Origin of the sequence: Streptomyces sp. NPDC007905 (assembly GCF_042959345.1) — a bacterium.
In the GTDB taxonomy this organism is placed as follows: Bacteria; Actinomycetota; Actinomycetes; order Streptomycetales; family Streptomycetaceae; genus Streptomyces.
In genome coordinates this window covers 497,408-522,603 of the sequence record NZ_JBIBKS010000002.1, presented here as the reverse complement: position 1 = coordinate 522,603, position 25,196 = coordinate 497,408, and the positions used below count along the sequence as shown (strand labels likewise).

25 protein-coding genes, 1 tRNA gene and 1 pseudogene are annotated in these 25,196 nt (G+C 70.8%); 17 read left to right on the top strand and 10 right to left on the bottom strand.

What is annotated here, in order from left to right:
• Window positions 1-214 precede the first annotated feature (214 nt).
• From nhaA to ACFZDC_RS06120, 4 genes are all read left to right on the top strand, one after another.
• Window positions 215-1,615 (top strand): Na+/H+ antiporter NhaA, encoded by a 1,401-nt coding sequence (gene nhaA, locus ACFZDC_RS06135; protein ID WP_391320586.1) that lies wholly within the window; start codon window positions 215-217, stop codon window positions 1,613-1,615.
• A gap of 97 nt (window positions 1,616-1,712) precedes the next feature.
• Window positions 1,713-2,201 carry a phage holin family protein gene (locus tag ACFZDC_RS06130; protein WP_391320584.1) on the top strand — a complete coding sequence of 163 codons (489 nt, stop codon included), beginning with the start codon at window positions 1,713-1,715 and terminating at the stop codon, window positions 2,199-2,201.
• Entirely contained in the window at window positions 2,198-3,133 is a 936-nt protein-coding gene (locus tag ACFZDC_RS06125; protein ID WP_391320582.1) for an alpha/beta fold hydrolase, read from the top strand. Before ACFZDC_RS06130 ends, ACFZDC_RS06125 begins: the two co-directional genes overlap by 4 nt.
• 206 nt (window positions 3,134-3,339) lie before the next feature.
• On the top strand, window positions 3,340-3,519 hold the full coding sequence (locus ACFZDC_RS06120) for a hypothetical protein (RefSeq protein WP_391320580.1): 180 nt from the start codon (window positions 3,340-3,342) through the stop codon (window positions 3,517-3,519).
• A 63-nt stretch (window positions 3,520-3,582) separates the two neighbouring features.
• Here ACFZDC_RS06120 and ACFZDC_RS06115 read toward each other — a convergent pair whose 3' ends face one another.
• The 3 genes from ACFZDC_RS06115 to nth form a co-directional block, all read right to left on the bottom strand.
• Window positions 3,583-4,782, bottom strand: a complete 1,200-nt coding sequence (locus ACFZDC_RS06115) for a MarP family serine protease (RefSeq protein ID WP_391320578.1) — start codon at window positions 4,780-4,782, stop codon at window positions 3,583-3,585.
• A 96-nt stretch (window positions 4,783-4,878) separates the two neighbouring features.
• Complete coding sequence (locus ACFZDC_RS06110) at window positions 4,879-5,574, bottom strand: NUDIX domain-containing protein (RefSeq protein ID WP_391320575.1); 696 nt, start codon at window positions 5,572-5,574, stop codon at window positions 4,879-4,881.
• Between the two features lie 52 nt (window positions 5,575-5,626).
• A complete protein-coding gene (gene nth, locus ACFZDC_RS06105; RefSeq protein ID WP_391320573.1) occupies window positions 5,627-6,565 on the bottom strand; it encodes an endonuclease III in 939 nt (312 codons plus the stop codon).
• A 275-nt stretch (window positions 6,566-6,840) separates the two neighbouring features.
• On the opposite strand from nth, the gene ACFZDC_RS06100 reads away from it, so the two are divergent.
• Window positions 6,841-7,515 (top strand): Crp/Fnr family transcriptional regulator, encoded by a 675-nt coding sequence (locus ACFZDC_RS06100; protein ID WP_018547939.1) that lies wholly within the window; start codon window positions 6,841-6,843, stop codon window positions 7,513-7,515.
• 148 nt (window positions 7,516-7,663) lie between these two features.
• Entirely contained in the window at window positions 7,664-8,485 is an 822-nt protein-coding gene (locus ACFZDC_RS06095) for a nucleotidyltransferase (RefSeq protein ID WP_391320571.1), read from the top strand.
• 37 nt (window positions 8,486-8,522) lie between these two features.
• On the opposite strand, the gene ACFZDC_RS06090 is transcribed toward ACFZDC_RS06095, so the two are convergent.
• The 4 genes from ACFZDC_RS06090 to ACFZDC_RS06075 all read right to left on the bottom strand — a co-directional run bounded on the left by ACFZDC_RS06090 (window position 8,523) and on the right by ACFZDC_RS06075 (window position 10,921).
• Complete coding sequence (locus tag ACFZDC_RS06090) at window positions 8,523-9,353, bottom strand: MBL fold metallo-hydrolase (RefSeq protein WP_391320569.1); 831 nt, start codon at window positions 9,351-9,353, stop codon at window positions 8,523-8,525.
• Window positions 9,350-10,231, bottom strand: a complete 882-nt coding sequence (locus ACFZDC_RS06085; RefSeq protein ID WP_391320567.1) for an NUDIX hydrolase — start codon at window positions 10,229-10,231, stop codon at window positions 9,350-9,352. Before ACFZDC_RS06085 ends, ACFZDC_RS06090 begins: the two co-directional genes overlap by 4 nt.
• 67 nt (window positions 10,232-10,298) lie before the next feature.
• Window positions 10,299-10,763, bottom strand: a complete 465-nt coding sequence (locus ACFZDC_RS06080) for an Atu1372/SO_1960 family protein (RefSeq protein ID WP_391320565.1) — start codon at window positions 10,761-10,763, stop codon at window positions 10,299-10,301.
• Entirely contained in the window at window positions 10,760-10,921 is a 162-nt protein-coding gene (locus tag ACFZDC_RS06075; protein ID WP_003975360.1) for a DUF4177 domain-containing protein, read from the bottom strand. Before ACFZDC_RS06075 ends, ACFZDC_RS06080 begins: the two co-directional genes overlap by 4 nt.
• 105 nt (window positions 10,922-11,026) lie before the next feature.
• Here ACFZDC_RS06075 and ACFZDC_RS06070 point away from each other — a divergent pair, with 105 nt between their 5' ends.
• Together ACFZDC_RS06070 and ACFZDC_RS06065 are read left to right on the top strand one after the other, a co-directional pair.
• Entirely contained in the window at window positions 11,027-12,004 is a 978-nt protein-coding gene (locus ACFZDC_RS06070; RefSeq protein ID WP_391320563.1) for an ArsA-related P-loop ATPase, read from the top strand.
• On the top strand, window positions 12,001-13,356 hold the full coding sequence (locus tag ACFZDC_RS06065) for an ArsA-related P-loop ATPase (RefSeq protein WP_391320561.1): 1,356 nt from the start codon (window positions 12,001-12,003) through the stop codon (window positions 13,354-13,356). Before ACFZDC_RS06070 ends, ACFZDC_RS06065 begins: the two co-directional genes overlap by 4 nt.
• A 232-nt stretch (window positions 13,357-13,588) precedes the next feature.
• On the opposite strand, the gene wblA is transcribed toward ACFZDC_RS06065, so the two are convergent.
• Complete coding sequence (gene wblA, locus ACFZDC_RS06060; protein ID WP_391320559.1) at window positions 13,589-13,927, bottom strand: transcriptional regulator WblA; 339 nt, start codon at window positions 13,925-13,927, stop codon at window positions 13,589-13,591.
• Between the two features lie 554 nt (window positions 13,928-14,481).
• On the opposite strand from wblA, the gene ACFZDC_RS06055 reads away from it, so the two are divergent.
• Window positions 14,482-16,797: a transglycosylase domain-containing protein gene (locus ACFZDC_RS06055; RefSeq protein ID WP_391320557.1), complete on the top strand. Its 2,316-nt coding sequence runs from the start codon at window positions 14,482-14,484 to the stop codon at window positions 16,795-16,797.
• Between the two features lie 177 nt (window positions 16,798-16,974).
• On the opposite strand, the gene ACFZDC_RS06050 is transcribed toward ACFZDC_RS06055, so the two are convergent.
• A complete protein-coding gene (locus tag ACFZDC_RS06050; protein WP_391320555.1) occupies window positions 16,975-17,442 on the bottom strand; it encodes a GatB/YqeY domain-containing protein in 468 nt (155 codons plus the stop codon).
• A 92-nt stretch (window positions 17,443-17,534) separates the two neighbouring features.
• Between ACFZDC_RS06050 and ACFZDC_RS06045 the strand changes: the two genes are divergently transcribed.
• The 3 genes from ACFZDC_RS06045 (at window position 17,535) to ACFZDC_RS06035 (ending at window position 19,602) form a co-directional block, all read left to right on the top strand.
• Entirely contained in the window at window positions 17,535-18,461 is a 927-nt protein-coding gene (locus ACFZDC_RS06045) for a metallophosphoesterase (protein ID WP_391320553.1), read from the top strand.
• Between the two features lie 242 nt (window positions 18,462-18,703).
• On the top strand, window positions 18,704-19,462 hold the full coding sequence (locus ACFZDC_RS06040; RefSeq protein ID WP_391320551.1) for a Pr6Pr family membrane protein: 759 nt from the start codon (window positions 18,704-18,706) through the stop codon (window positions 19,460-19,462).
• Window positions 19,463-19,528: 66 nt separating this feature from the next.
• Window positions 19,529-19,602: transfer RNA gene (locus tag ACFZDC_RS06035), tRNA-Pro, on the top strand.
• Between the two features lie 75 nt (window positions 19,603-19,677).
• On the opposite strand, the gene ACFZDC_RS06030 is transcribed toward ACFZDC_RS06035, so the two are convergent.
• Entirely contained in the window at window positions 19,678-19,914 is a 237-nt protein-coding gene (locus ACFZDC_RS06030) for a hypothetical protein (RefSeq protein ID WP_391320549.1), read from the bottom strand.
• 154 nt (window positions 19,915-20,068) lie between these two features.
• On the opposite strand from ACFZDC_RS06030, the gene ACFZDC_RS06025 reads away from it, so the two are divergent.
• From ACFZDC_RS06025 to ACFZDC_RS06005, 5 genes and pseudogenes are all read left to right on the top strand, one after another.
• Window positions 20,069-21,040, top strand: a complete 972-nt coding sequence (locus ACFZDC_RS06025) for an IS3 family transposase (protein WP_391320547.1) — start codon at window positions 20,069-20,071, stop codon at window positions 21,038-21,040.
• Between the two features lie 61 nt (window positions 21,041-21,101).
• A pseudogene (locus ACFZDC_RS06020) lies at window positions 21,102-21,426 on the top strand (mobilization protein); the annotation flags it as partial.
• A 589-nt stretch (window positions 21,427-22,015) separates the two neighbouring features.
• Window positions 22,016-23,257 carry an argininosuccinate synthase-related protein gene (locus ACFZDC_RS06015; protein ID WP_391320545.1) on the top strand — a complete coding sequence of 414 codons (1,242 nt, stop codon included), beginning with the start codon at window positions 22,016-22,018 and terminating at the stop codon, window positions 23,255-23,257.
• A gap of 35 nt (window positions 23,258-23,292) precedes the next feature.
• Window positions 23,293-24,027, top strand: coding sequence for a 2OG-Fe dioxygenase family protein (locus ACFZDC_RS06010; protein WP_391320543.1), 735 nt, complete (start codon window positions 23,293-23,295; stop codon window positions 24,025-24,027).
• Window positions 24,028-24,116: 89 nt separating this feature from the next.
• The gene (locus ACFZDC_RS06005) at window positions 24,117-25,112 is read left to right on the top strand and encodes an EamA family transporter (RefSeq protein WP_391320541.1); all 996 of its coding nucleotides are present in this window, start codon (window positions 24,117-24,119) and stop codon (window positions 25,110-25,112) included.
• Window positions 25,113-25,196: the final 84 nt, after the last annotated feature.

Here is a 25,196-nt window from a genome sequence, read left to right as displayed (position 1 = left end):
TGCGGCACGAGGGGTGCCCGGCGACCACGCCGGGCACCCCTTTTGTGCATACCGTGGGCAGCACCGGATGCACCCCCCGGCGACCTTAGGTAAACTAAGCAAAGCCCCCAGGGCGAAGAGAACCTCCAGGTGTGCCGGGAAGTCTGGTCGGCAAGGCCGTCGGCGACCCCGACGACGGCCGACGATCCGCCGTACCGACCCGGAGGTCCCCGCCGTGGCCGCACCCCGCACCCCGAACACCACCCGCAAGGTCCTCGGACGCCTGTCCCTGCCCGAGCGGACCTTCGTCGCGGACGCGCTGCGCACCGAGACCGTCGGCGGCGCCCTGCTCCTTCTGGCAGCGGTCGCGGCACTGATCTGGGCGAACATCCCGGCGCTGCACCACAGCTACGAGGCCGTCAGCCACTACCACCTCGGCCCCAGCGCCCTCGGCCTGAACCTGTCCGTGACCCACTGGGCCGCCGAAGGTCTCCTCGCCGTCTTCTTCTTCGTCGCCGGCATCGAGCTCAAGCGAGAACTGGTCGCCGGGGACCTGCGCGACCCCAGGGCGGCCGTGCTGCCCGTGGTCGCCGCGCTGTCCGGCATGGCCGTACCGGCGCTCGTCTACGCCCTCACCAACCTCACCGGACACGGCTCCATGCAGGGCTGGGCGGTGCCCACCGCCACCGACATCGCCTTCGCACTCGCCGTCCTCGCGGTCATCGGCACCTCGCTGCCCAGTGCCCTGCGGGCCTTCCTGCTGACCCTCGCGGTCGTCGACGACCTCTTCGCGATCCTGATCATCGCGATCTTCTTCACCGACCGGATCGACTTCGCCGCGCTCGGCTGGGCCGTCGCCGCACTGGTGGTCTTCTGGCTGCTGCTGCGCAAGGGCGTACGCGGCTGGTACGTGTACGTGCCGCTGGCGCTGGTGATCTGGGCGCTGATGTACAACAGCGGCGTGCACGCCACCATCGCGGGCGTGGCGATGGGCCTCATGCTGCGCTGCACCCCCCGCGAGGGTGAGGAGCACGCGCCGGGCGAGCACATCGAGCACCTGGTGCGGCCACTGTCGGCAGGTCTCGCCGTACCGCTGTTCGCGCTGTTCAGTGCCGGAGTGTCGGTGTCCGGCGGGGCGCTCGGAGACGTGTTCACCAGGCCGGAGACACTCGGGGTCGTACTCGGCCTGGTCGTCGGCAAGGCGCTCGGTATCTTCGGCGGAACCTGGCTCACCGCCCGCTTCACCCGCGCCTCGCTCAGCGAGGATCTCGCCTGGGCCGACGTCTTCGCGGTGGCCGCCCTCTCCGGGATCGGCTTCACCGTGTCGCTGCTCATCGGCGAGCTCGCCTTCGCGGGCGACGCCGTACTGACCGACGAGGTGAAGACGGCCGTCCTCGCCGGATCGCTGATCGCGGCCGGGTGCGCCACGGTGCTGCTGAAGATACGGAACGCCAAGTACCGCAGGCTGTGGGAGGACGAGGAGCGCGACGAGGACCTGGACGGCATCCCGGACATCTACGAGCAGGACGACCCGGCCTACCACCTGCGCATGGCGGACATCCTCGAGCGGAAGGCCGCCGAGCACCGGCGCCTGGCCGCCGAGAAGGCCGCCGCGGCGCGCCACGGGCTTCGGTAAGTGCCGGGCGGGGCAGGCGAGGAGGGCGGCCATCCGGCATGATCTGACGAGACGGTACAAATCAAGACGGCACCAAAGACTTCAGAGGGAGAACGCGATGAGCGCACCCGACGGCAGCCCGGTCGGCGCCGAACGCAGCATCGGCCAGCTGTTCACCTCGGCGACGACCGAATTGTCGGCGCTGGTGCACGACGAGATCGCGCTGGCAAAGGCGCAGCTCAAGCAGGACGTGAAGCGCGGCGCGACGAGCGGCGGCGCGTTCTCGGCGGCCGGAGTGCTCCTGCTCTTCTCCCTGCCGATGCTCAACTTCGCCCTGGCGTACGGCATTCGGACCTGGAGCGGCTGGAACCTGGCCGTCTGCTTCCTGCTGTCCTTCGCGGCCAACGTACTGGTCGCCGGCCTCCTCGCCCTGATCGGCGTGGTGTTCGCGAAGAAGGCCAAGAAGAGCCAGGGCCCGCAGAAGGTCGCCGCATCGGTGAAGGAGACGGCGGGCGTCCTGCAGAACGCCAAGCCGCACCCGCGCCCGGAGCTGCCCCGGGACCGCGCCCCCGAGGCCATCGAGGCCGGGGTGCGCGCGTCGTCATGACGGAGCCCGCCGCGGCATCGGCCGTAAGGATCGACCTTCCCCACGGGGCGAAGGTGACGCACCGGGACGTCGCCGCCAACGGCGCGCGTTTCCACATCGCCGAACTCGGCGACGGCCCCCTGGTGCTGCTGCTGCACGGCTTCCCGCAGTTCTGGTGGACGTGGCGGCACCAACTGGTCGCGCTCGCCGACGCGGGCTACCGGGCGGTGGCCATGGACCTGCGGGGCGTCGGCGGCAGCGACCGCACCCCGCGCGGGTACGACCCCGCCAACCTCGCCCTGGACGTCACCGGCGTGATCCGCTCGCTGGGCGAGCCGGACGCCGCGCTGGTCGGCCACGACCTGGGCGGCTATCTGGCGTGGACGGCGGCGGCGATGCGGCCCAAGCTCGTGCGACGGCTCGCGGTGGTCTCGATGCCGCACCCCCGGCGCTGGCGTTCCGCGATGCTCCGGGACGCCCGGCAGACGGCCGCCAGCTCCTACATCTGGGGCTTCCAGCGGCCGTGGGTCCCGGAGCGGCAGCTGACCGCCGACGACGGCGCGCTGGTGGGCCGGCTGATCCGGGAGTGGTCCGGGCCGCGGCTGCCGGAGGACGAGGCCGTTCAGACGTATCAGCGGGCCATGTGCATCCCGTCCACGGCGCATTGCGCGATCGAGCCGTACCGCTGGCTGGTGCGCTCGCTGGCCCGCCCGGACGGCATCCAGTTCAACCGCCGGATGAAGCGGCCGGTACGGGTGCCGACGCTGCATCTGCACGGCTCGCTGGACCCGGTGACCCGGACACGCAGCGCGGCCGGTTCGGGCGAGTACGTCGAAGCGCCGTACCGCTGGCGCCTGTTCGACGGACTCGGCCACTTTCCGCACGAGGAGGATCCCGCGGTGTTCTCCACCGAACTGATCAACTGGCTCAAGGATCCCGAACCGGACCGGTGACCGGAGCGGTGACCGACCGGTGACCGCAGCAGTGCCCCACCGATGACCGGACCAGTGACCGGACGACCGATCCGGTGACCGGATCGGTGCGTGGAGTATCCGGTTCCTGAACACTTGTCCTTCGAACGGCCACATGCCTTCCGCATAGGCCAATTGGGGGGCGCGGAAGCGGTTATCGACCTTCGGGCGGGGGCACACGTCGGGGTATGGGCTGGACGCACGACTACAGTGACGCACCCCGCAACCGCCGCTCGGTCTCCGGGCTGAGCTCCCCGCAGCGAGGCACTCCGCAGCTCGCGGAGGCGGATCTACGGGTGGGGATTCCGCGCATCCTGCGCCGCCGGGCCCGCTGGGTCTCCGTGCGTCTGCGTCACCCGCGCGGCTGAGCCCCGCGGGACGCATCCCACCACCTCGTCACAGGGCGACACCTGTCGTTGCCCACAACCCCGTTACAGGGCGCAGCTGTCGGTGCCCACCTGCTCGTTCGCCGTACGGCCCCGGACGACGTCCCGCTGGATCTCGTCCGCCGTCAGCGCGTAGCCGGTGTCGGCGTCGTCGAGGGACTTGGCGAACACCACGCCGTACACCTTGCCGTCGGGCGTGAGCAGCGGGCCGCCGGAGTTGCCCTGACGGACGGTCGCGTACAGGGAGTAGACGTCGCGGCTGACCGTGCCGCGGTGGTAGATGTCCGGGCCGTTGGCGGTGATGCGCCCGCGCACGCGCGCGGCGCGGACGTCGTAGGAGCCGTTCTCGGGGAAGCCCGCGACGATCGCCCCGTCACCGCCGGCGGCGTCCCGCGTGGTGAACCTGAGGGCGTTCGCCTTCAGATCCGGTACGTCGAGAACGGCGATGTCGCGCTTCCAGTCGTACAGGACCACCTTGGCACCGTACTTGCGGCCCTCCCCGCCTATCTGCACCGTGGGCGCGTCGACGCCGCCGACCACGTGCGCGTTGGTCATCACCCGGCGGTCGGCGAAGACGAAGCCGGTGCCCTCCAGGACCTTGCCGCAGCTCTGGGCGGTGCCGGTGACCTTGACGATGGACCGCTGGGCGCGGGTGGCGACCGGGCTGTTCACCAGGGCCGGGTCGGGCGGCCTGACGTCCTTGATCGGCTCATTGGAGAAGGGGCTGAAGACCTGCGGAAAGCCGTTCTGCGCGAGGACCGAGGTGAAGTCCTTGAACCAGGTGTCGGCCTCGGCGGGCAGCGTCCGCGAGACGCCCAGCAGCACCTTGGAGCTGCGGACCTCCCTGCCCAGCGTCGGCAGCGTTGTCTGGGCGAGGGCGGACCCGATCAGCCAGGCGACGAGCAGCATCGCGACGACGTTGACCAGGGCGCCGCCGGTGGCGTCCAGGGCACGGGCCGGGGACCAGGTGATGTAGCGGCGCAGCTTGTTGCCGAGGTGGGTGGTGAGGGCCTGGCCGACGGAGGCGCAGACGATGACGACCACCACGGCGACAACGGCGGCGGTGGTGCCGACCTCCGCGTTGCCGGTCACGGCGTCCCAGACGACGGGCAGCGTGTACACGGCGGCGAGACCGCCGCCGAGGAACCCGATCACCGACAGGATGCCGACGACGAAGCCCTGGCGGTAGCCCACGACCGCAAACCACACGGCCGCGACCAGCAACAGGATGTCCAGCACGTTCACTGCTTCAGGCCTCGCCTATTCACTCCGGTCCCAGCGGCTCGGCCGGGGGTCCGGGGGTGGGCGCCCCCGGAAAAACACAGCACGGCAGACACCCTGTCACGACCGCCAGTCGAGCGGGACCTGCTTCTCCCGGTCCCAGGGGCGCTCCCAGCCCGCGAAGTGCAGCAGGCGGTCGATCACTCCGGCCGTGAAACCCCAGACCAGAGCCGATTCGACCAGGAATGCCGGGCCCCGGTGGCCGCTGGGGTGGACGGTGGTGGCGCGGTTGGCGGGGTCCGTGAGATCCGCCACGGGGACGGTGAAGACGCGGGCCGTCTCGTTCGGGTCGACGACGCCGACCGGGCTGGGCTCGCGCCACCAGCCGAGCACGGGTGTGACGACGAAGCCGCTGACCGGGATGTAGAGGGCGGGCAGGACACCGAAGAGCTGGACGCCGGCCGGGTCGAGGCCGGTCTCCTCCTCGGCCTCGCGCAGCGCCGCCCGCAGGGGCCCGTCGCCGTGCGGGTCGCCGTCCTCCGGGTCGAGGGCGCCGCCGGGGAAGGAGGGCTGGCCCGCGTGGGAGCGCAGGGATCCGGCGCGCTCCATGAGCAACAGCTCGGGGCCGCGCTCACCCTCGCCGAACAAAATCAGCACGGCCGACTGGCGTCCCGAGCCGTTCTCCGGCGGAAGGAAGCGGCTGAGCTGGAGCGGCTCGACCGTCTCCGCCGCCCGCACCACGGGGTCCAGCCAGAGCGGCAGGCCCTCCTTGCTCAGCGTCACCAGCCCCCTGTGCGTGTCATGCGTGTACGTCATCGCCACCCCTGTCCTGCCGTGTCCAACGCCCGAGGGCACCGAGATCGTTCCGTCATCCGGCCCCCAGCGGCGGGGCGGGCCTGCCTCCGGCGTCGAGGTAGGCCTGCGGGGGCTTCAGGCGCTGGCCCGGGAAGCCGCCCTTCTCGTACTTCAGGAGCTTCTTCGCCTTCTCCGGGTCCGTCTCGCCCTCGCCGTAGGCCGGGCAGAGCGGGGCGATGGGGCAGGCGCCGCAGGCGGGCTTGCGGGCGTGACAGATACGGCGGCCGTGCCAGATGACGTGGTGGGACAGGTCGGTCCAGTCGCTCTTGGGGAACAGTGCGCCGACGGCCGCCTCGATCTTGTCGGGGTCGGTCTCGCCGGTCCACCGCCAGCGCCGTACCAGCCGCTGGAAGTGGGTGTCCACGGTGATCCCGGGCCGCCCGAAGGCGTTGCCGAGGACGACGAAGGCGGTCTTGCGGCCGACGCCGGGCAGCTTGACCAGGTCCTCCAGCCTTCCGGGCACCTCGCCGCCGAAGTCCTCGGCCAGGGCCTTGGAGAGCCCTATCACCGACTTGGTCTTGGCCCGGAAGAAGCCGCAGGGGCGCAGGATCTCCTCGACCTCCTCCGGGTTGGCCGCGGCCAGGTCCTCGGGGGTGGGGTACTTCGAGAAGAGCGCCGGGGTCGTCTGGTTGACGCGCAGGTCGGTGGTCTGGGCCGACAGCACCGTGGCGACCAGCAGCTGGAAGGGGTTCTCGAAGTCCAGCTCGGGGTGGGCGTACGGGTAGACCTCGGCGAGCTCGCGGTTGATGCGGCGGGCGCGGCGGACCAGGGCGGTGCGGGACTCGTCTCCCGGGGGCCTCACGGCCACCTTCTTGACGGGCGCGGCCTTCTTGGCCGTAACGGCCTCTTTGGCGGACACGGCCTTCTTGGCAGGCGTAATCTTCTTGGCAGGAGCGACCTTTTTGGCCGTTTTGCCTTTTTTCTTACTACCGTTGGGGTCTTGTTCACCCACAGCGGAATCTCGACGGACAACCACCCGCCCAGCCCCCTTGGCCTGTGCTCTCACCGGCGATTTGGACACCCGGCCAGCCTAAAGCCCGGCACCGATATCCGCCCCGGACCCGAAAGATCGGCGCCCGATTGGACCCCTGCCGCTTACCCCGTGACACCGGTGCGGCATCCTTGTGACAGATCACACTGTTTGGACCGTCCGGCAAAATGGGGAACACGGTCCCCTGGCACACGGGGGAGCAAGATCCCCTGAGCAGGTCGACAAGGAGAGAACTCGTGGACGACGTTCTGCGGCGCAACCCGCTCTTCGCGGCGCTCGATGACGAGCAGTCCGCGGAACTGCGCGCCTCCATGAGTGAGGTGACCCTCGCACGTGGCGACTCCCTGTTCCATGAGGGCGACCCGGGCGACCGGCTGTACGTCGTCACCGAGGGCAAGGTCAAACTCCACCGCACCTCCCCCGACGGCCGCGAGAACATGCTGGCCGTCGTCGGACCCGGCGAGCTGATCGGCGAGCTGTCGCTGTTCGACCCGGGCCCGCGCACGGCGACCGCGACCGCGCTGACCGAGGTCAAGCTGCTCGGCCTCGGTCACGGCGACCTCCAGCCCTGGCTGAACGCCCGCCCCGAGGTGGCCACGGCCCTGCTGCGCGCCGTCGCCCGCCGACTGCGCAAGACCAACGACGCCATGTCCGACCTCGTCTTCTCCGACGTCCCCGGCCGTGTGGCGCGCGCCCTGCTGGACCTCTCCCGCCGCTTCGGCGTGCAGTCCGAGGAGGGCATCCACGTCGTCCACGACCTCACGCAGGAGGAGCTGGCCCAGCTGGTCGGCGCCTCGCGCGAGACCGTGAACAAGGCGCTGGCGGACTTCGCGCAGCGCGGGTGGCTGCGCCTCGAGGCACGGGCCGTGATCCTGCTGGACGTGGAGCGCCTGGCGAAGCGCTCGCGCTGACGTCCCTGGGGGCTGCGGCTTCCAGGCCCGGCCAACGACCCTCGGCGCGGACGCCCTACGGGGCCCGCGCCGATCGGCGCCGCGAAGCCGCCGCGGGCCCCTCCGCAAGTCACCTGCCCCGCGGCTCACGACCGGGCAGAGTGCACGCATGGCCGACACCGTTCACCGTCCCGGACTCGACGCCCACGGCTTCATCGCGCGCGAGGGCTCCCTCGCGCGCGTGTCGCACGCCTTCCGGCCGGTCGTGGCCGCGGTACGCGAACGGTTGCCGGACGTCTTCGGCTCGCGTCTGCACAGCGCCTACCTCAACGGGTCGATTCCGCGCGGCACCGCGCGCGTGGGGCGCAGCGACCTGGACCTGCTCGTCGCCCTGCGCGAGGAGCCGGCCGCAGCCGACCGGGAGGCCGCCCGCGCCCTCGGTGAGGCGCTCGACAAGGAGTTCCCGCAGATCGACGGCGTCGGCACGCTGCTGTACGGCCGGGCACGACTGCTGAGCGACCTGGAGACCTACGACCTCGGCTGGTTCGTGGCCTGCCTGTGCACACCGTTGCTCGGTGACGACCTCGCCCAGTACCTGCCCCGCTACCGCCCCGAGCCCCTGCTCGCCCGGGAGACCAACGGCGACCTCGCGCTCCTCCTTCCCCGCTGGCGGGAGCGGATCGCCACCGCCGACGACTGCGAGGAGGCGCGGCGGCCCCTGGTGCGCTTCATGTCCCGGCACCTCGTCCGCACCGGCTTCACCCTCGTCATGCCCCGCTGGCACGGCTGGACCAGCGACCTGCGGGAGATGGCCGAGGCGTTCGGCGCGTACTACCCGCGGCGTGCCGCGCAGCTGCTCAGCGCGGCGGAGTACGGCTGCGAGCCCGTCGGCGACCCGGACGTCCTGCGGTCGTACGTGGACGACCTCGGCCCCTGGCTCGCCGAGGAGTACGCGCGCGTGCACGGCATCAAGGCGCCCCGGCCGGACTGACACGCCCCGGCCGGACGACGCGGCCCGGAAGGCGCGCCTAGATGAGACCGTGCTCGCTCAGGTAGTCCATCTGGGCCCGCACCGACAGCTCGGCCGCCGGCCACAGGGAGCGGTCCACGTCGGCGTACACGTGGGCGACGACCTGCGCGGGGCTGTGGTAGCCGTCCTCGACGGCCGTCTCGACCTGGGCGAGGCGGTGGGCCCGGTGGGCGAGGTAGAACTCGACCGCTCCCTGGGCGTCCTCCAGGACCGGCCCGTGCCCCGGCAGGACCGTGTGCACGCCGTCGTCCACGGTCAGCGACCGCAGACGGCGCAGGGAGTCCAGATAGTCCCCCAGGCGGCCGTCGGGGTGCGCCACCACGGTCGTACCGCGTCCGAGGATGGTGTCGCCGGTCAGCACGGCTTGGTCGGCCGGGAGATGAAAGCACAGGGAGTCCGCGGTGTGCCCGGGGGTCGGTACCACCCTCAGCTCCAGGCCGCCGACGGTGACCACGTCCCCGGCGGCCAGGCCCTCGTCGCCGAGCCGCAGCGCCGGGTCGAGGGCACGCACACGCGTGCCGGTCAGCTCCGCGAAGCGGGCGGCGCCCTCGGCGTGGTCGGGGTGGCCGTGGGTGAGCAGGGTGAGGGCGATCCGCTTGCCGGCCTTCTCGGCCGTGTCGACGACGTTGCGCAGGTGGGCGTCGTCCAAAGGACCCGGGTCGATCACCACGGCGAGGTCGGAGTCGGGCTCGGCGACGAGCCAGCTGTTGGTGCCGTCCAGGGTCATCGCGGAGGCGTTGGGAGCCAGGACGTTGACGGCCCGTTCGGTCGCGGGCCCGGAGAGGACTCCGCCCCGGGGCTGGCCGGGCAGGGCTGCGGCGTCGGTCATGAGGGACCTCCACCGGTGCTCGGAACCGTCGGGACGTGCTTGGTGAACTCGTCGTGCCCCGGCCAGGACAGCACGATCTCGCCGTCCTGCAGGCGGGCGCGCGCCAGCACCGGGGTCATGTCCCTCGCGGACGCGGCGGCGAGCGCCTCGGCGGCGGCGCTGTACGGAAGCAGCTGGCGCAGGGTGGCGATGGTGGGCGGCATCATCAGCAGCTCGCCCTTGTCGTACCCGGCGGCGGCCTCCTCCGGGCGGATCCACACCGTGCGGTCGGCCTCCGTCGAGGCGTTGCGGGTGCGCTGGCCCTCCGGGAGCGCGGCGACGAAGAACCAGGTGTCGTAGCGCCGGGCCTCGAACTCCGGGGTGATCCAGCGGGTCCAGGCGCCCAGCAGGTCGGAGCGCAGCACCAGTCCGCGGCGGTCCAGGAACTCGGCGAAGGACAGCTCGCGCGCGACCAGGGCGGCTCGGTCCGCCTCCCAGTCGTCGCCGGTGGTGTCACCGACGACGGAGTCCGGGCCCGGGCCGGCGAGCAGGACGCCCGCCTCCTCGTACGTCTCCCGCACGGCCGCGCAGACGATCGCCTGGGCGCCGGGCTCGTCCACGCCGAGCCGGTTCGCCCACCACGCGCGCGTGGGGCCCGCCCAGCGGACGTGACGTTCGTCGTCGCGCGGGTCGACACCGCCGCCGGGATACGCGTACGCGCCCCCGGCGAAGGCCATGGAGGCGCGTCTGCGCAGCATGTGGACGGCGGGGCCGTCCGGTGTGTCCTTCAGGAGCAGCACCGTGGCCGCGCGCCTGGGTGACACCGGGGTGAGGGTGCCGTCCGCGAGCGCACGGATGCGGTCCGGCCACTCCGGGGGGTACCACTGCCCATTCGCCATGGCCGGAGGCTATCCCGTATAGGGCGAATGTTCGAGAGGTGCCCGAGGTCAGAGGGGCTCGGGGAACTCAGGGAGCCAGCTCGACCTGGATCTCGACCTCCACCGGCGCGTCCAGCGGCAGCACCGCGACGCCCACCGCGCTGCGGGCGTGCACGCCCTTGTCGCCGAGGACCTCACCGAGCAGCTCGCTGGCGCCGTTGACCACACCGGGCTGCCCGGTGAAGTCGGAGGCGGAGGCGACGAAGCCGACGACCTTCACCACGCGCGCGATGCGGTCCAGGTCGCCGGTCACGGACTTCACGGCGGCCAGCGCGTTCAGCGCGCAGATGCGGGCCAGGTCCTTGGCCTCCTCCGGTGTGACCTCGGCGCCCACCTTGCCGGTGACCGGCAGCTTTCCCTCCACCATCGGCAGCTGGCCGGCGGTGTACACGTACCCGCCGGACCGCACGGCCGGCTGGTACGCGGCCAGCGGCGGTACGACCTCCGGCAGGGTCAGGCCCAGTTCGGCCAGCTTGGCCTCGACCGCGCTCACGCCTGCTTCTCCCGCTTCAGGTAGGCCACGAGCTGCTCGGGGTTGTTGGGCCCGGGCACGACCTGGACGAGCTCCCAGCCGTCCTCGCCCCAGGTGTCCAGAATCTGCTTCGTGGCATGGACGAGCAGCGGCACGGTTGCGTATTCCCACTTGGTCATGGGCCGACTGTAGCCGCTGTGGTCCGCCGGACCGTGGCCGACTATGAGCGCTGTTGTCCACAGCCCCGCGCGTGGTCGTCGGCCGGACTGGTTAGGCTCGAAGACGTGAGCAGGCTCCAGGTCGTCAGCGGCAAGGGCGGGACCGGAAAGACGACGGTCGCCGCCGCACTCGCGCTTGCCCTCGCCACCCAGGGGAAGCGGACGCTTCTCGTGGAGGTCGAGGGCCGGCAGGGCATCGCACAGCTCTTCGAGACGGAGGCGCTGCCCTACGAGGAGCGGAAGATCGCGGTCGCTCCAGGCGGCGGGGAGGTGTACGCCCTCGCCATCGACGCCGAACTGGCCCTTCTGGACTACCTCCAGATGTTCTACAAACTGGGCGGGGCTGGCAGAGCCCTGAAGAAACTCGGCGCGATCGACTTCGCCACCACCATCGCGCCGGGCGTGCGGGACGTCCTGCTGACCGGCAAGGCGTGCGAAGCGGTGCGCCGCAAGGACAAGAGCGGCAGGTTCGCGTACGACTACGTCGTCATGGACGCCCCGCCGACCGGCCGGATCACCCGCTTCCTGAACGTCAACGACGAGGTGGCGGGCCTGGCGAAGATCGGCCCGATACACAATCAGGCGCAGGCCGTCATGCGGGTGCTGAAGTCGCCGGAGACGGCGGTGCACCTGGTGACGCTGCTGGAGGAGATGCCCGTCCAGGAGACCGCCGACGGCATCGCCGAACTCCGCGCGGCACGGCTGCCGGTGGGCCGGGTCATCGTGAACATGGTCCGGCCCGAGGTGTTGGACGCGGCCGAGCTGGAACTCGTACGCACCGTGGAGCGTTCTTCCGTCGCACAGGCGTTGTCGGCCGCGGGCCTCGGCGGGGCGCGACGGGGCGGGCACGCCGAGCGGCTGGTGGACCCGCTGCTGGAGCAGGCCGCGGAGTACGCCGAGCGGTACACGCTGGAGCAGGAGCAGCGCGCGGTCCTCGGCGAGCTGGGCCTGCCGCTGCACGAACTGCCACTGCTCGCCGAGGGCATGGACCTCGCGGGCCTGTACGAACTCGCCACCGAGCTGCGGAAGCAGGGGTTGTCATGAGTCCGGACCCGGCGCAGTCCACGACCTCGGCGCCCACCCAGCCCTCCCCCAGGGACGGCGCCCGCTCCCCCCTCTCCCCCTCCCGCGTACTCGACGTCGACCCGCTGCTGGACGATCCGCGGACCCGCATCGTGGTGTGCTGCGGCTCGGGCGGAGTGGGCAAGACGACGACGGCGGCGGCGCTGGGCCTGAGGGCGGCCGAGCGGGGCCGCAAGGTGGTCGTCCTCACCATCGACCCGGCCCGGCGGCTCGCCCAGTCGATGGGCATCGACTCCCTCGACAACGTGCCCCGCAGGGTGAAGGGCACCGAGGGCGACGGCGAGCTGCACGCCATGATGCTCGACATGAAGCGCACCTTCGACGAGGTCGTCGAGGCGCACGCGGACCCCGCGCGGGCGGCCACGATCCTGGCGAACCCCTTCTACCAGTCGCTCTCGGCGGGCTTCGCGGGCACGCAGGAGTACATGGCGATGGAGAAGCTGGGCCAGCTGCGGGCCAGGGACGAGTGGGACCTGATCGTCGTGGACACCCCGCCGTCCCGCTCGGCGCTGGACTTCCTGGACGCGCCCAAGCGACTCGGCTCCTTCCTGGACGGCCGGCTGATCCGGCTGCTGACGGCTCCGGCGAAGCTCGGCGGCCGCGCGGGAATGGCCTTCCTCAACGTCGGCATGTCGATGATGACCGGCACGCTGGGCAAACTGCTCGGCGGCCAGCTGCTGAAGGACGTACAGACCTTCGTGGCCGCGATGGACACCACGTTCGGTGGTTTCCGTACGCGCGCGGACGCCACCTACAAGCTGCTCCAGGCGCCCGGTACGGCGTTCCTGGTGGTGGCGGCCCCGGAGCGGGACGCGCTGCGCGAGGCCGCGTACTTCGTGGAGCGCCTGGCCGCGGAGGACATGCCGCTGGTGGGACTGGTGCTCAACCGCGTCCACGGCAGCGGCGCCGGCCGGCTGTCGGCCGAGCGGGCGCTCGCCGCTGCGGAAAATCTTGAGGAGCCCCGCATTGTCGATCAGGGGGGCGGGAAAGCTGGACTTCGTAACTCTCCCGACACGTACGGCAGTTCAGGATCTCCCGCTTCCGAGGCCGCAGCTGAGGACACCGCTTCCGAAGAAGGCTCCCCCGCCACCACGGAGCGCTCCGTCGACCAGCTCGCCTCGGCCCTGCTAAGGCTGCACGCCGAGCGCATGCAGCTGCTCGCGCGCGAGCAGCGCACGCGTGACCGCTTCACCGCCCGCCACCCCGAGGTGGCGGTCGTCGAGGTGCCCGCACTGCCCGGTGACGTACACGACCTCACGGGTCTGCGCTACATCGGCGACCGGCTGGCGGCCGGGCGAACAGAGCTGTCGTAGCACCGGCCGCATACGAGCGCACGCCTGGCTGAGCCATGGCCCGTGGATGCGTGGACGATTCGCCGCCCTCATACGCGCGTGCTCCCCGGGCGCGCCTCAAGGCACGCCCCTGCACAGGGGGTGTCCCCGCGCGCGTTCACCGGGTGGTGCCCCAGAACACACGTCCGGCCGCTGCTTCCCATGGCTCATGGCCGGCCGGAGTGGCCCCGGGTCTGCGCCGGGGGCGATGCCCTCAGCTCACCGCCGCGTAGTTCTCGTACACCTCGTCACTGTCGAGGGGCACGATGCCGACGCCCCGCTCGTACTCCGAGCGGGCGGTTTCCAGCAGCCTGCGCCAGGAGGTCACGGTGGGCCGCCGGCGCAGCAGTGCGCGGCGCTCCCGCTCCGTCATGCCTCCCCACACACCGAACTCCACGCGGTTGTCCAGCGCGTCGGCCAGGCATTCCGTGCGCACCGGGCACCCGGTGCACACCGCCTTGGCCCTGTTCTGCGCTGCTCCCTGAACGAACAGTTCATCCGGATCCGTAGTGCGGCAGGCAGCCTGCGCACTCCAGTCGATTACCCAGCCCATACCGGCGCCGTCCTCTCCCGAATCGAGGCTCCCCCACGGCGGCAGCGGCATATTCACCGCCGCCAGTTGAGGACGTTACGGAAGGTGTGGGCACCGCAACACCCCCTTCGGGCCCAATCTTGAATGGCCCGAACGGACTATGGGTAAGCGGCAGATCACCCGCGGGAGTGAGCTGGCGACATGCGTGACCATCCCGGCAAACCGGGACAGCCGTGGTGCGCCACACCGGACACCGGATGACACACGAGGCGGATTCGGACACGCCGCCACCAGAAAATCGGGGTACTTCCGGAACGATTCGGGGTTGCCGGACGTATTGATACGTGTCCGCGTGGCTGTGACAGTTGAGAGCAGCTTAGGCCAAGGCCTGCGGGCGTGTCCGGCGAATGAGAACGTAGGCGCCGGCTGCGCCGTGCCGTGAGGGGACCCCTACCCCCCGGCCTGCCGCAATGCGTCACCTATCGGACATTCCGGACATCACGATCCGGCACCCGAACATCCCGAGAAGCGGTCGCTCCATCGGAACGCTCATCAGTACGGATTAGGCTGCCCCCATGCCAAAGAAGCGCTCGGGCGGTGGCCTGTCGGCAACGCAGCAGGCCGCCAAGTTCCTCGGTGTCAGTGTGCTCGCGGGAGCCGTGATGGCCGGCATCGCGCTGCCCGCGGCCGGCGCGCTGGGCCTCGCGGCCAAGGGCTCGGTCAAGGGCTTCGACGAGATCCCGGCCAACCTCAAGAGCCCCCAGCTCAGCCAGCGCACGACCATACTGGACAGCAACGGCCACCAGCTCGCGACCGTCTACTCCCGCGACCGTACGGTGGTGGCCCTCAAGGACATCTCGCCGTACATGCAGAAGGCGATCGTCGCGATCGAGGACTCCCGCTTCTACAAGCACGGCGCGATCGACCTCAAGGGCGTGCTGCGTGCCCTGAACAAGAACGCGCAGGAGGGCGGGGTCGCCCAGGGCGCCTCCACGCTCACCCAGCAGCTGGTGAAGAACTACTTCATCGAGGAGGCCGGCGACGACCCGACGAAGGTCGCCGAGGCCACCCAGCAGACCCTCGGCCGCAAGGTCCGCGAGCTCAAGTACGCGATCCAGATCGAGGAGAAGCTCGGCAAGAAGAGGATCCTCGAGAACTACCTGAACATCACCTTCTTCGGCGAGCAGGCCTACGGCGTCGAGGCCGCGGCCCAGCGCTACTTCCACAAGCACGCCAGGGACCTGAACCTGCAGGAATCCGCGCTGCTGGCGGGCATCGTCCAGTCCCCGAGCCGCTACGACCCGGTGAACGACGAGGCCGAGGCCACCAAGCGGCGCAACATCGTCCTGCAGCGCATGGCCGAGGTCGGCGACATCTCCCGGGCGGAGGCCGACCAGGCCAAGGAGAAGCCGCTCGGCCTGCACGTCAGCCAGCCGAAGAACGGCTGCATCACCGCCTCCAAGAGCTCCGCTTTCTTCTGCAAGTACGTCGAGCACGTCTTCCTGACCGATCCGACCTTCGGCAAGACCCGCGAGGAGCGCGCCAAGCTCTGGAACCGGGGCGGCCTGACCATCCGTACGACGCTGGACCCGCAGGCGCAGGCGTCCGTGCAGGCCTCCCTGAAGGAGCACGTCTACAAGTCGGACAAGGTCGCCGCGGCGGCCACGCTGGTCGAGCCCGGCACCGGCAAGGTCCTGGCGATGGGCCAGTCGAAGCCCTTCGGCTACGGCAACAACGAGACCGAGTACAACTTCTCCGTCAACCGGGACATGGGCGGCTCCAACTACGGCTTCCCGACCGGTTCGACGTTCAAGCCGTTCGTGGCGGCGGCCGCGATCGAGGGCGGCAAGCCGGCGACCCAGGAGTACTCGGCGCCGTACAAGATGAACTATCCGAGCCCCGTCCAGCGGTGCAGCAGCAACCCGTACGTCAACACCAAGAACGAGACCGTCGAGAACGAGAACGAGTCGGAGAAGGGCCCCTACCGCATGAAGGAGGCGATGGCGAAGTCCATCAACACCTACTTCGTGCAGCTGATCTCCGACATCGGCCTGTGCCCGGTGGTGAAGATGACCGACGCGCTGCACGTCGTTCAGGGCGACGGCTCGAAGCTCCCGGAGACCCCCTCCATCGCTCTCGGTTCGATCGGCCTCTCCCCGCTGACCATGGCGAACGCGTACGCCACCTTCGCCGCCCGCGGCATGTACTGCACGCCGATCGCCATCGAGTCCATCACCCAGAGGGTCGGCAATGAGCGCAAGTCGCTCGAGGTGCCCAGGTCGACCTGCTCGCGCGCGATGAGCGAGAAGACCGCCGACACCGTCAACACCCTGCTGCGCGGCGTGATCGACTCCGGTACCGGCCAGGAGGCGGGTCTGTCCGACCGGGAGAGCGCGGGCAAGACGGGTACGACCGACTCCCGCAAGAACGCCTGGTTCGTCGGCTACACGCCCAACATGGCCGGCGCGGTCTGGGTCGGCAGCGCCAAGCAGAACGTGGAGATGACCCGCATCACCATCGGCGGGGTCTACCACGACCTCGTCTACGGCGGTCAGGTCCCCGGCCCGATCTGGAAGGACGCCATGACCGGCGCCCTCGAGGGCAAGGACGCACCGGACTTCAACCTGGTCGACATCCCCGACGACGAGAACACCGGGGACGGCCAGGGAAAAGGCCAGGGGGGGACCGACGGGGGGAGAAAGGGGGACAACACGGGCGGAGTGATCGGGGGACTGATCGGCGGACTGACGGACGGGGGAACAACGGGGGGCACCACGGGTGACACCACCGGCGGCACCCTCCCGACGCCGACCTTCTCCCTCCCCGGCAACTTCATCCAGGGTCAGACCAACGGCGGGAACAACGGGAACGGGAACGGGGGGCGGCGGTAGCTGTCCGGTGGATCCCGCTGACGCGGGGTCCGGCCCGCGCATCTGTCGCGTGGTCGTCGCTTCCGGATCCCGCTGAGTCCTTCCCGGCACGACGGCGGGGCCGCACCCCCGGGATGGGTGCGGCCCCGCGTCGTGGCCGATGGCTGCGATCGTGCGCGCAGCCGGGTCCTTCCGGGCTCAGCCCTGAAGGAGCTTCTTCACCGCGGCGGCGACGCGGCCGCCCTCGGCCTGGCCGGCCACCTTCGGGTTCACGATCTTCATGACGGCGCCCATGGCCCGCGGCCCCTCGGCACCGGCCGCCTTCGCCTCCTCGACGGCCTGGGCGACGATCGCGTTCAGCTCCTCGTCGGACAGCTGCTTGGGCAGGTACGCGGCGAGGACCTCGCCCTCCGCCTTCTCCCGCTCGGCCGACTCGGGACGGCCACCCTGCGCGAAGGCGTCGGCCGCCTCACGGCGCTTCTTGGCCTCCTTGGTGATCACCTTGAGGACCTCGTCGTCGGAGAGCTCCCGCTTCTCCTTGCCCGCGACCTCCTCCTTGGTGATCGCGGTGAGCGTCAGCCGGAGCGTCGAGGAGCGGAGCTCGTCGCGCTCCTTGATCGCGGCGTTGAGGTCGTCCTGCAGCTTCGACTTGAGCGTGGTGGTCATGGGGTCGATTGTCGCAGGTACGAGAGCGGGGGCGCCCCCGGTTTACCCGCCGGCCGGCCCCTGGCACCGGCCGGGTCTGACACGATGGTCGTATGCGCGCGCGATACGGAGTACCCCTGGGAATCATGGCGGCAGGAGCCGCCGGACTGGCGTACGCGGCGGGCTTCGAGGCCCGCTCCTTCCGCCTCCGACGAGTGACGGTCCCGGTCCTCCCGCCGGGCATGCGCCCGCTGCGCGTGCTCCAGGTCTCCGACATCCACATGGTCGGCGGCCAGCGCAAGAAGCAGCGCTGGCTGCAGTCGCTGGCGGGGCTGCGCCCCGACTTCGTGATCAACACCGGCGACAACCTCTCGGACCCCGCGGGCGTCCCCGAGGTCCTCGACGCGCTGGGGCCGCTGATGGAGTTCCCGGGCGCGTATGTCTTCGGCTCCAACGACTACTACGGCCCCAGACTCCGCAACCCGGCCCGCTACTTGCTGGAGAAGACCAGCGGCCGCCACGGCCTCAACGGCAATCCGCCGGCGGTGGGCGTGATCCACAACCCCTGGGAGGACCTCAGGGACGGCTTCGACGCGGCGGGCTGGCTGAACCTGACGAACACCCGGGGTGTTCTGAAGGTCGAGGGCGTGTCGGTCGAACTGACCGGCCTGGACGACCCCCACATCAAACGCGACCGCTACGCACGCGTCGCCGGGGGCCCGTCGGGCACGTACGACTTCTCGATGGGCGTCGTCCACGCCCCCTACCTGCGCGTCCTGGACTCCTTCACCGCGGACGGCTACCCCTTGATCCTGGCCGGCCACACCCACGGCGGCCAGCTGTGCATCCCCTTCTACGGCGCCCTGGTCACCAACTGCGACCTGGACACGGACCGGGTGAAGGGCCTGTCCAGGCACACGGCTCAGGGCCGTACGTCCTACCTCCACGTCTCGGCGGGCTGCGGTACGAACCGCTACACCCCCGTACGGTTCGCGTGCCCGCCGGAGGCGACGCTGCTGACGTTGGTGGCGCGGGACTAGGAGACTCCGTCAGGACACCTGGGTGAGCGGGCCGGGCCCGCGGGACCAGGAGGACTCCGTGAGGGCACCTGAGTGAGCGGGCCAGGCGGACGGAGCAGCCAGGGGGACAGGGGCACCACGGGTGACACCACCGGCGGCACCCTGCCGACGCCGTCGGATGCGCCGCTGCGCAGCCAGGGGGATTAACCCACCCGGAGTGCCCCACATGGCCGCATTCCTCCTTTTTACCTAGCGTGAGGGGCATGACCGCTCCGATACCCAGGGATATCCCGGACCTGCCCGCGGTCCCGGGGCCGCCCCTCCTGCTGCCCGCCCCGGTCCCGGCCACGGCGGTGGTCGCCCCGATCCGCCGCCCCCTGGCGGCGGTGTTCCGCCTCCTGACCGCCCTGGCCGCGGCGGCCGCCGTCGCCCTGCAACTCCTCCTCGGCACCCCCGCCCGGACCCTGAGCCACTTCAGCGTCCAGACGAACATCCTGGTGGCCGTAGTCATGCTCCTGTCGGCATCCAGGGCCTGGCGGGCCCGCCGCCCGCTGCCGTCCTCGGTGACAGGCGCCACACTCCTCTACGCCGTGATCACGGCGCTGGTCTACCACCTGCTCCTGGCCCACACGACACCCCCGTTCTCCATGACGGACGCGACCGCACCCCCCGCACGCTGGCACGCCCAGTGGGCGGCCCTCCAGCTCCTGCACACGGTGGTCCCCACGGCAGTCCTCCTGGACTGGCTCCTGCTCACCCCCGCGGCCCGCCTGCACCTCCGCCAGGCAGCGGCCTGGCTCCTCTACCCCCTGGCCTACCTGGCCTTCTACCTCACCCGAGCCGCGCTCCTCGCCCCCGCCACCCCGGCCCACTACCTCTACCCCTTCCTCGACGCCGACGCCCACGGCTACCGCGGCACCCTCGCCAACGCCCTCCTCACAGGCCTCGCCATCTACGCCCTGGCGGTCCTCCTGATCGCCCTGGACCACACCCGCCCGACCCCGTCCCGCCGCCACGTCTAAACCGGATTTCGTCTCCAGCCACCGGTGGGCTAAAGTAAACGTCGTCGCCGCGGCAAGCAGCGACATCGGGGTGTAGCGCAGCTTGGCAGCGCGCTTCGTTCGGGACGAAGAGGTCGTGGGTTCAAATCCCGCCACCCCGACACAGGTCAGAGGCCCATTCACGTGATCGTGAATGGGCCTCTGAGTGTTTGTACAGCAGCGGAGTACAGCAACCGCTATGGCTCTTGACGGCCGTCCCCGGCCGGCCGCTCCTCCTGCTTGCGTTTGCCCTTCTTCTTGCCGTCCCTCTGCTTGCTGCCGCCCAGAGCCTTCCCGAGTTTCCGGAGGGCCCGCCTGGTGTCCGCCGAGGGGACGTGCGTGTAGACCTCCATGGTCACCGCGATCTCGGAGTGGCGGAGGATCTGCATGGCGACCCGGGGGTGGACGTCGAGGGCAGCCAGGAGCGAGGACACGTGTGGCGGGTGTCGTGCACGCGGATCCGCCGGACGCCGGCACGCTCGCAGCGGCGGTCGAACTCGCGGGTGAAGTTCCGCGGCTCCACCGGGGTGCCGTTGCGGGTGGTGAAGACGAGGTCCGTTTCCGTCCAGAGATCCGCGGCCCGCTCCCTTGTCGCCTCCTGCTCCTTCTTACGGAGCCGGAGCGCCGCCAGGCAGATGTCGGGCAGCGGAACCCGGCCGACCTCATCGCGGTCCTGGTCGACAGCCGCAACCTCCACCCCGCCAAGCGCCGTCCCCGAACCAGCCCCCGCTGCGCCAAACGCACCCTGTCGCCCTACGCCTACAACAAGACGCCGAGCTCACAGGGAGGATCCGGCAGGTCCACGCCGACTCCGGCGGGACCTACGGCTCACCCCGCGTGCACGCCGTCCTCCAGCGTGAAGGCGTCCATGTCGGCCGCAAACGCGTTGAACGGCTCATGCGCCAGGCCGGCCTTGCCGGGATCAGTCCCCGGCGGGGCAAGGGTTTCACCCGACGTGACCCGAACGCGGATCTGGCCCCCGACCTGGTGCAACGCGACTTCACCGCGAACGTGCCGAACCGGCTGTGGGTCACCGACCTGACCATGATCGCGACCGAGGAGGGCCCGCTGTGGCTGTCCGCGATCCGCGACGCGTTCTCCCGCCGGGTGGTGGCCTGGGAAACCTCCGCCCGCGCGGACGCCGACCTGGTCCTGACCACGCTGGAGTATGCCCTGGCCAGCCGCGAAGTCGCCCCCGGCGAGCTCATTCACCACGCCGATCACGGCTGTCAATTCACGTCCGTGAAGCTCACAACTCGCCTGCTCAGGGCGGGTATCCAGGCGTCCATGGGATCGGTCGGCGACTCGTTCGACAACGCCCTGGCGGAGAACCTGTGGATGGTCATCAAGACCGAGTGCATCCGCGGCCGCATCTTCGCCACCAGAGCCGAAGCGAACCTCGCACTCTTCGAGTACATCGACGGCTTCTACAACCCCCGCCGCATCCAGAAACGACTCGGCTACCTCAGCCCGATCGAGTACGAGGAGAAGCACTACGCCAACCAGGCAACGACCGAACAAGTGAACCTGAAACCACGTCAAACCGCCCTGACCAGCTAGTCAGCCGCCCCGCACAGCGGGGGAACCTCACCGATAGCTGCGGTTCCGCGCCCGCGTGTACTACGCCGACCGCATCCTCACCGACCCCGCATGGCCAGCCCTTTCTACCGTCCTCGTCGACGCCGAAGCCCGAGGCCACCAACCGCACCACCTACTCAAGGAAGCCGCCGCCCAACGCCAACTGACCACCGCCCGCCAACCCGCCCGCGTCCTGATCACCCGCATCCAGCACACCAGCCGCAACCCCGCACCCAACCCCCGAGCCGAAGCCGCCCGACGTCGTCCGACCCATGACGTCCTCGCCCCACACACACCAGACCCGAAGCCCACAGCCCGCAACGGCACTCACGACACCTGCCGAACAACAGCAAGGACAGCGCCGATAGGCCCACTCAGCTCAACAACTGCAGCCCTGCCCGGCCCCACAAGACCGCAGGGCACCAGCAAGGTGCCACCGGCACTCCGTCCGAGAAAGAGCCCGCCTGAAGATCCACCCCACCGCCAGCATGTTCCCGATGTGTCAATCCCCTCGCGACCGCTTCACCGTCGACCCCGACGGCACGGGATGACTCCGTCCCCGCTGGGCGACGGGCGGGATCAGCAAGGTGGCGTCCCGCCGAGTGGTGTAGCCGATCAAGCTGGCGGAATCCGCAGGTCGCGGCCCAAATCGCCTCGCCGGAGGCCCTGTTGGGGATCGCCAAGCTGGGACCAGCGGTGATCGCACGACGGACCGCGGCGGCACGTGCGAGACGCTTCCGAAGCGGAGGCGACGGACCGTGATCGGCTACACCACGACGGGGGACACGACCATCAGCAATGGCGGGCGGGGGCACGCTGACCGCCGCCGCGTGAGGGCTTGCCGGTGTCCACCCACCGGAGCCCGCCGCCGCGTGTGGCGTCCGGGTCCGGTCATGGCCGGGCGCGGCCGTCGGGAAAGCGTTGTGCCAGGCGCCGCCGGGCAGAAGTCTGCTCCCCGTGACCACAACAGAGGCTGCGAACACCGCACCGTCCCCGCTCGTCCGTTCCTTCGGCCAGCTCGCGGACCTGGACCCCGACCGACCGGTCGTGACCCTGTTCAGCGGCGGGCTGGACAGCTCCTATCTGCTGCTGCGCCTGCGCCGGATGGGCCTGCGCGAGGTGCACGCCGTGAGCGTGGACATCGGCGAGGACGAGTCCGGCCCCTACAAACGCCAGGTGGCCGAGGCGCTCGGCGCACGGCTCCACCTGTTCGACCGGCGCGCGGAGTTCGCCGACCGCTTCGTCGCACCGGCCATCGCCGCGCAGGCCGTGTACCTCGGAATCCACCCCGTCAGCTCCACGCTCAGCCGTCCGCTCATCGCGGAGACCGCGGTGCAGTTGGCCCACTCGCTGGGCGCGCAGGCCGTCCTGCACACCGCCAACCGCTCGCAGAACACCCTGCGCCGGCTCAACGGAGCGCTGGCGCTGCTCGGGTACGAGGGCGCGTACGGCAGCCCGTACGACCTCGACCCCGTCACCCGTGAGGACAAGCTGACCGCCCTGCGCGCCGCCGGGGTCGACCTGCTGGCCGGACGGATCGTGAGCGGCGACTCCAACCTGTGGTGCCGAGAGTTCGAGTCGGGCATCCTCGACGATCCCGAACAGCACAAGGTGCCGGAGGAGATGTACGCGTGGAGCCGGCCCACCGCCGCGCCGGGCGCCACCGAACTGCTCACCGTCACCGTCGAGAACGGCCGCCCGGTCGCACTGGACGGGGCCCGGCTGCCGCTCACCGAACTGATTGAGCTGCTCAACCGGCGCGTGGGCGCCTACGGGCTGGGCCGCTACTCGGGCCTGGAGCACCTGGACCACGGCGAGAAGGTTCTGGAGATCCGCGAGATGCCGGCCGCCTGGCTGCTGCTGAGCACCTACCGGCACATCGAGAGCGCCTGCCTTGATGCCGAACTCGTCCGGGAGAAGCGGCACCTGGAGCAGCTGTGGGTTCGGGAGGCGCTGGAGGGCCGGTGGTTCGGCGAACTGCGGCTGGCTGCCCAGTCGTTCGTCGACGTCTGCGCGTCCCGGACCAGCGGCAGCGTCACCTGGCGGCTGCGTACGGGCGGTGCCGACACCCGGTCCATCACCGCCGACCGGCCGCTGTACCTGCGGGACCGGGAGGAGTGGGAGGAACTGGCGATCGCCGCCGAGTCGGCGCCTTTCGACGCTCCCGCCGTCCCCGCGCTGCTTCCTGCGGTTGCCTGACCACCCCCACTTTCACGACGTACGGAGTTGCACCCATGACCACCGCCCTTGCCCACCCCGCCGCCCTCGCCACCCTGTCCGGGCCCGGCGGGCATCTGATGCCGTCGGCCGAGCTGTCCTCGCTGCTCGGTGTCGACGCCACCGACTGGGCGCGGTTCGCCGCGCACTGGGACGAGCTGACCCTGGACACCTACATGGCCGACGGCGGCACCTACCGCTTCCGCCGCTACGGCCAGTTCGACCTGGATCCGGCCGCCGGGGAGCTGACGCTGCTGCCGCACGAGCCGTACCGGCAGGAGACCGAGGTCAATCCGCTCAACGGCGGCATCGAGCGGATCTTCGACCCGCTGACGGTGTCGTTCGTGGGCGACCCACTGCTGCGCTCGGTGCTCGTCACGCTCGGCCGGATCTTCAGCTCCGCCCTCGGCTGGGACACGGACGGCACCCGGCGCTGGAACGTCAAGCTGCATCCGTACCGGATCAGCGCCGCCGACGGACAGGTGGGTCAGCCCGCTCCCGAGGGCCGGCACCGCGACGGGGTCACCTTTATCACCTCGCTGCTGATCGGCCGCACCAACGTCGGCGGCGGCGAGAGCGGGGTGTACGCCGACTCGGGCGCCCACCTGCTGACGACTACGCTGTCCGAGCCCGGGGACCTGCTGCTGGGCGACGACCGCCGCACGCTGCACTCGGTGACCCCGGTGACCCCGGTGGACCCCGCGCTGCCCGCACACCGTGACGTCCTGGTGATCGCGTACACAGCACGCTGAGTGCCGACCGCCGCGCGCGCCAGGCGCCCGTCCCTTTCGCAGCACCGTCTTCGCAGCACCGTCGTCCCCAGTTCCGCAGAGGAGTGCCCATGACCGTCACCGCGGCCCGCAGCGGCCGGCTGACCGATCTTCCCGTTCTGCTGGTCGCGGTGGTGTGGGGCTCCAGCTATCTGGCCGCCAAGGGTGTCACCACGGAACAGACCGTGCCGGCCGTGCTGGTGCTACGGTTCGCCGTGGCGCTGCCGGTGCTGGTCGCCGCGGGCTGGCGGCGGCTGCGCGGCCTGAGCGCCGTGCAACTGCGCGGGGCCGGACTGCTGGGACTGATCCTCGCCGGGATCTTCCTGCTGGAGACGTACGGCGTGGTGCACACCTCGGCGACCAACGCCGGGCTGATCATCAGCCTCACCATGGTCTTCACCCCGCTGGCCGAGAGCCGGGTGCGCGGCACCCGGCTGCCGGGCGCCTTCATGGCGGCCGCCGGGCTGTCGGTGCTCGGCGTGGCGCTGCTCACCCAGGGCGCCGGTTTCAGCACCCCGACCGGCGGCGACCTGCTGATGCTGGGGGCCGCCGTCGCCCGTACCGTGCATGTCCTCGCCATGTCCCGCATGGAGTCGGTACGCGGAGCGGACGCGCTGTCGCTGACCACCGTCCAGCTAGGCGGGGCGGTCGTCGTGTTTGCCGCGCTGGTGGCGCTTCCAGGCACCGGTGCCTCGCCCTGGGCGGCCGCAGCCGGCTTCGGCGCCGGGGACTGGCTCGGACTGCTCTATCTGTCCGCGTTCTGCACCCTGTTCGCGTTCTTCGTGCAGATGTGGGCGGTGCGCCGTACCTCCCCGTCCCGGGTGAGCCTGCTGCTCGGCACGGAGCCGGTGTGGGCCGCGGCGGTCGGCATCGCCGTCGGCGGGGACCGGCCCGGCTGGCTGGGCCTGCTCGGCGCGGTCCTGGTGCTCGCCGGCACGGCGTGGGGGCGGTCGGTGGCGGACCGGGAACGGGGAACCGCGAACGCTACGGAGATGGCGGCCGCAGGGACGGGAGCCGAGGCCACAGGGACCGGGGCCCGTCCGGTGGATCAGGTCGCGGGACAGTGACGGCGCCTCATCAGCGCAGGTGAGCGGGGGCGATGGGGGTACCCCCACGCCCTTGAGGCAGTGAGAGAGGGCGTGCCGTGGCCC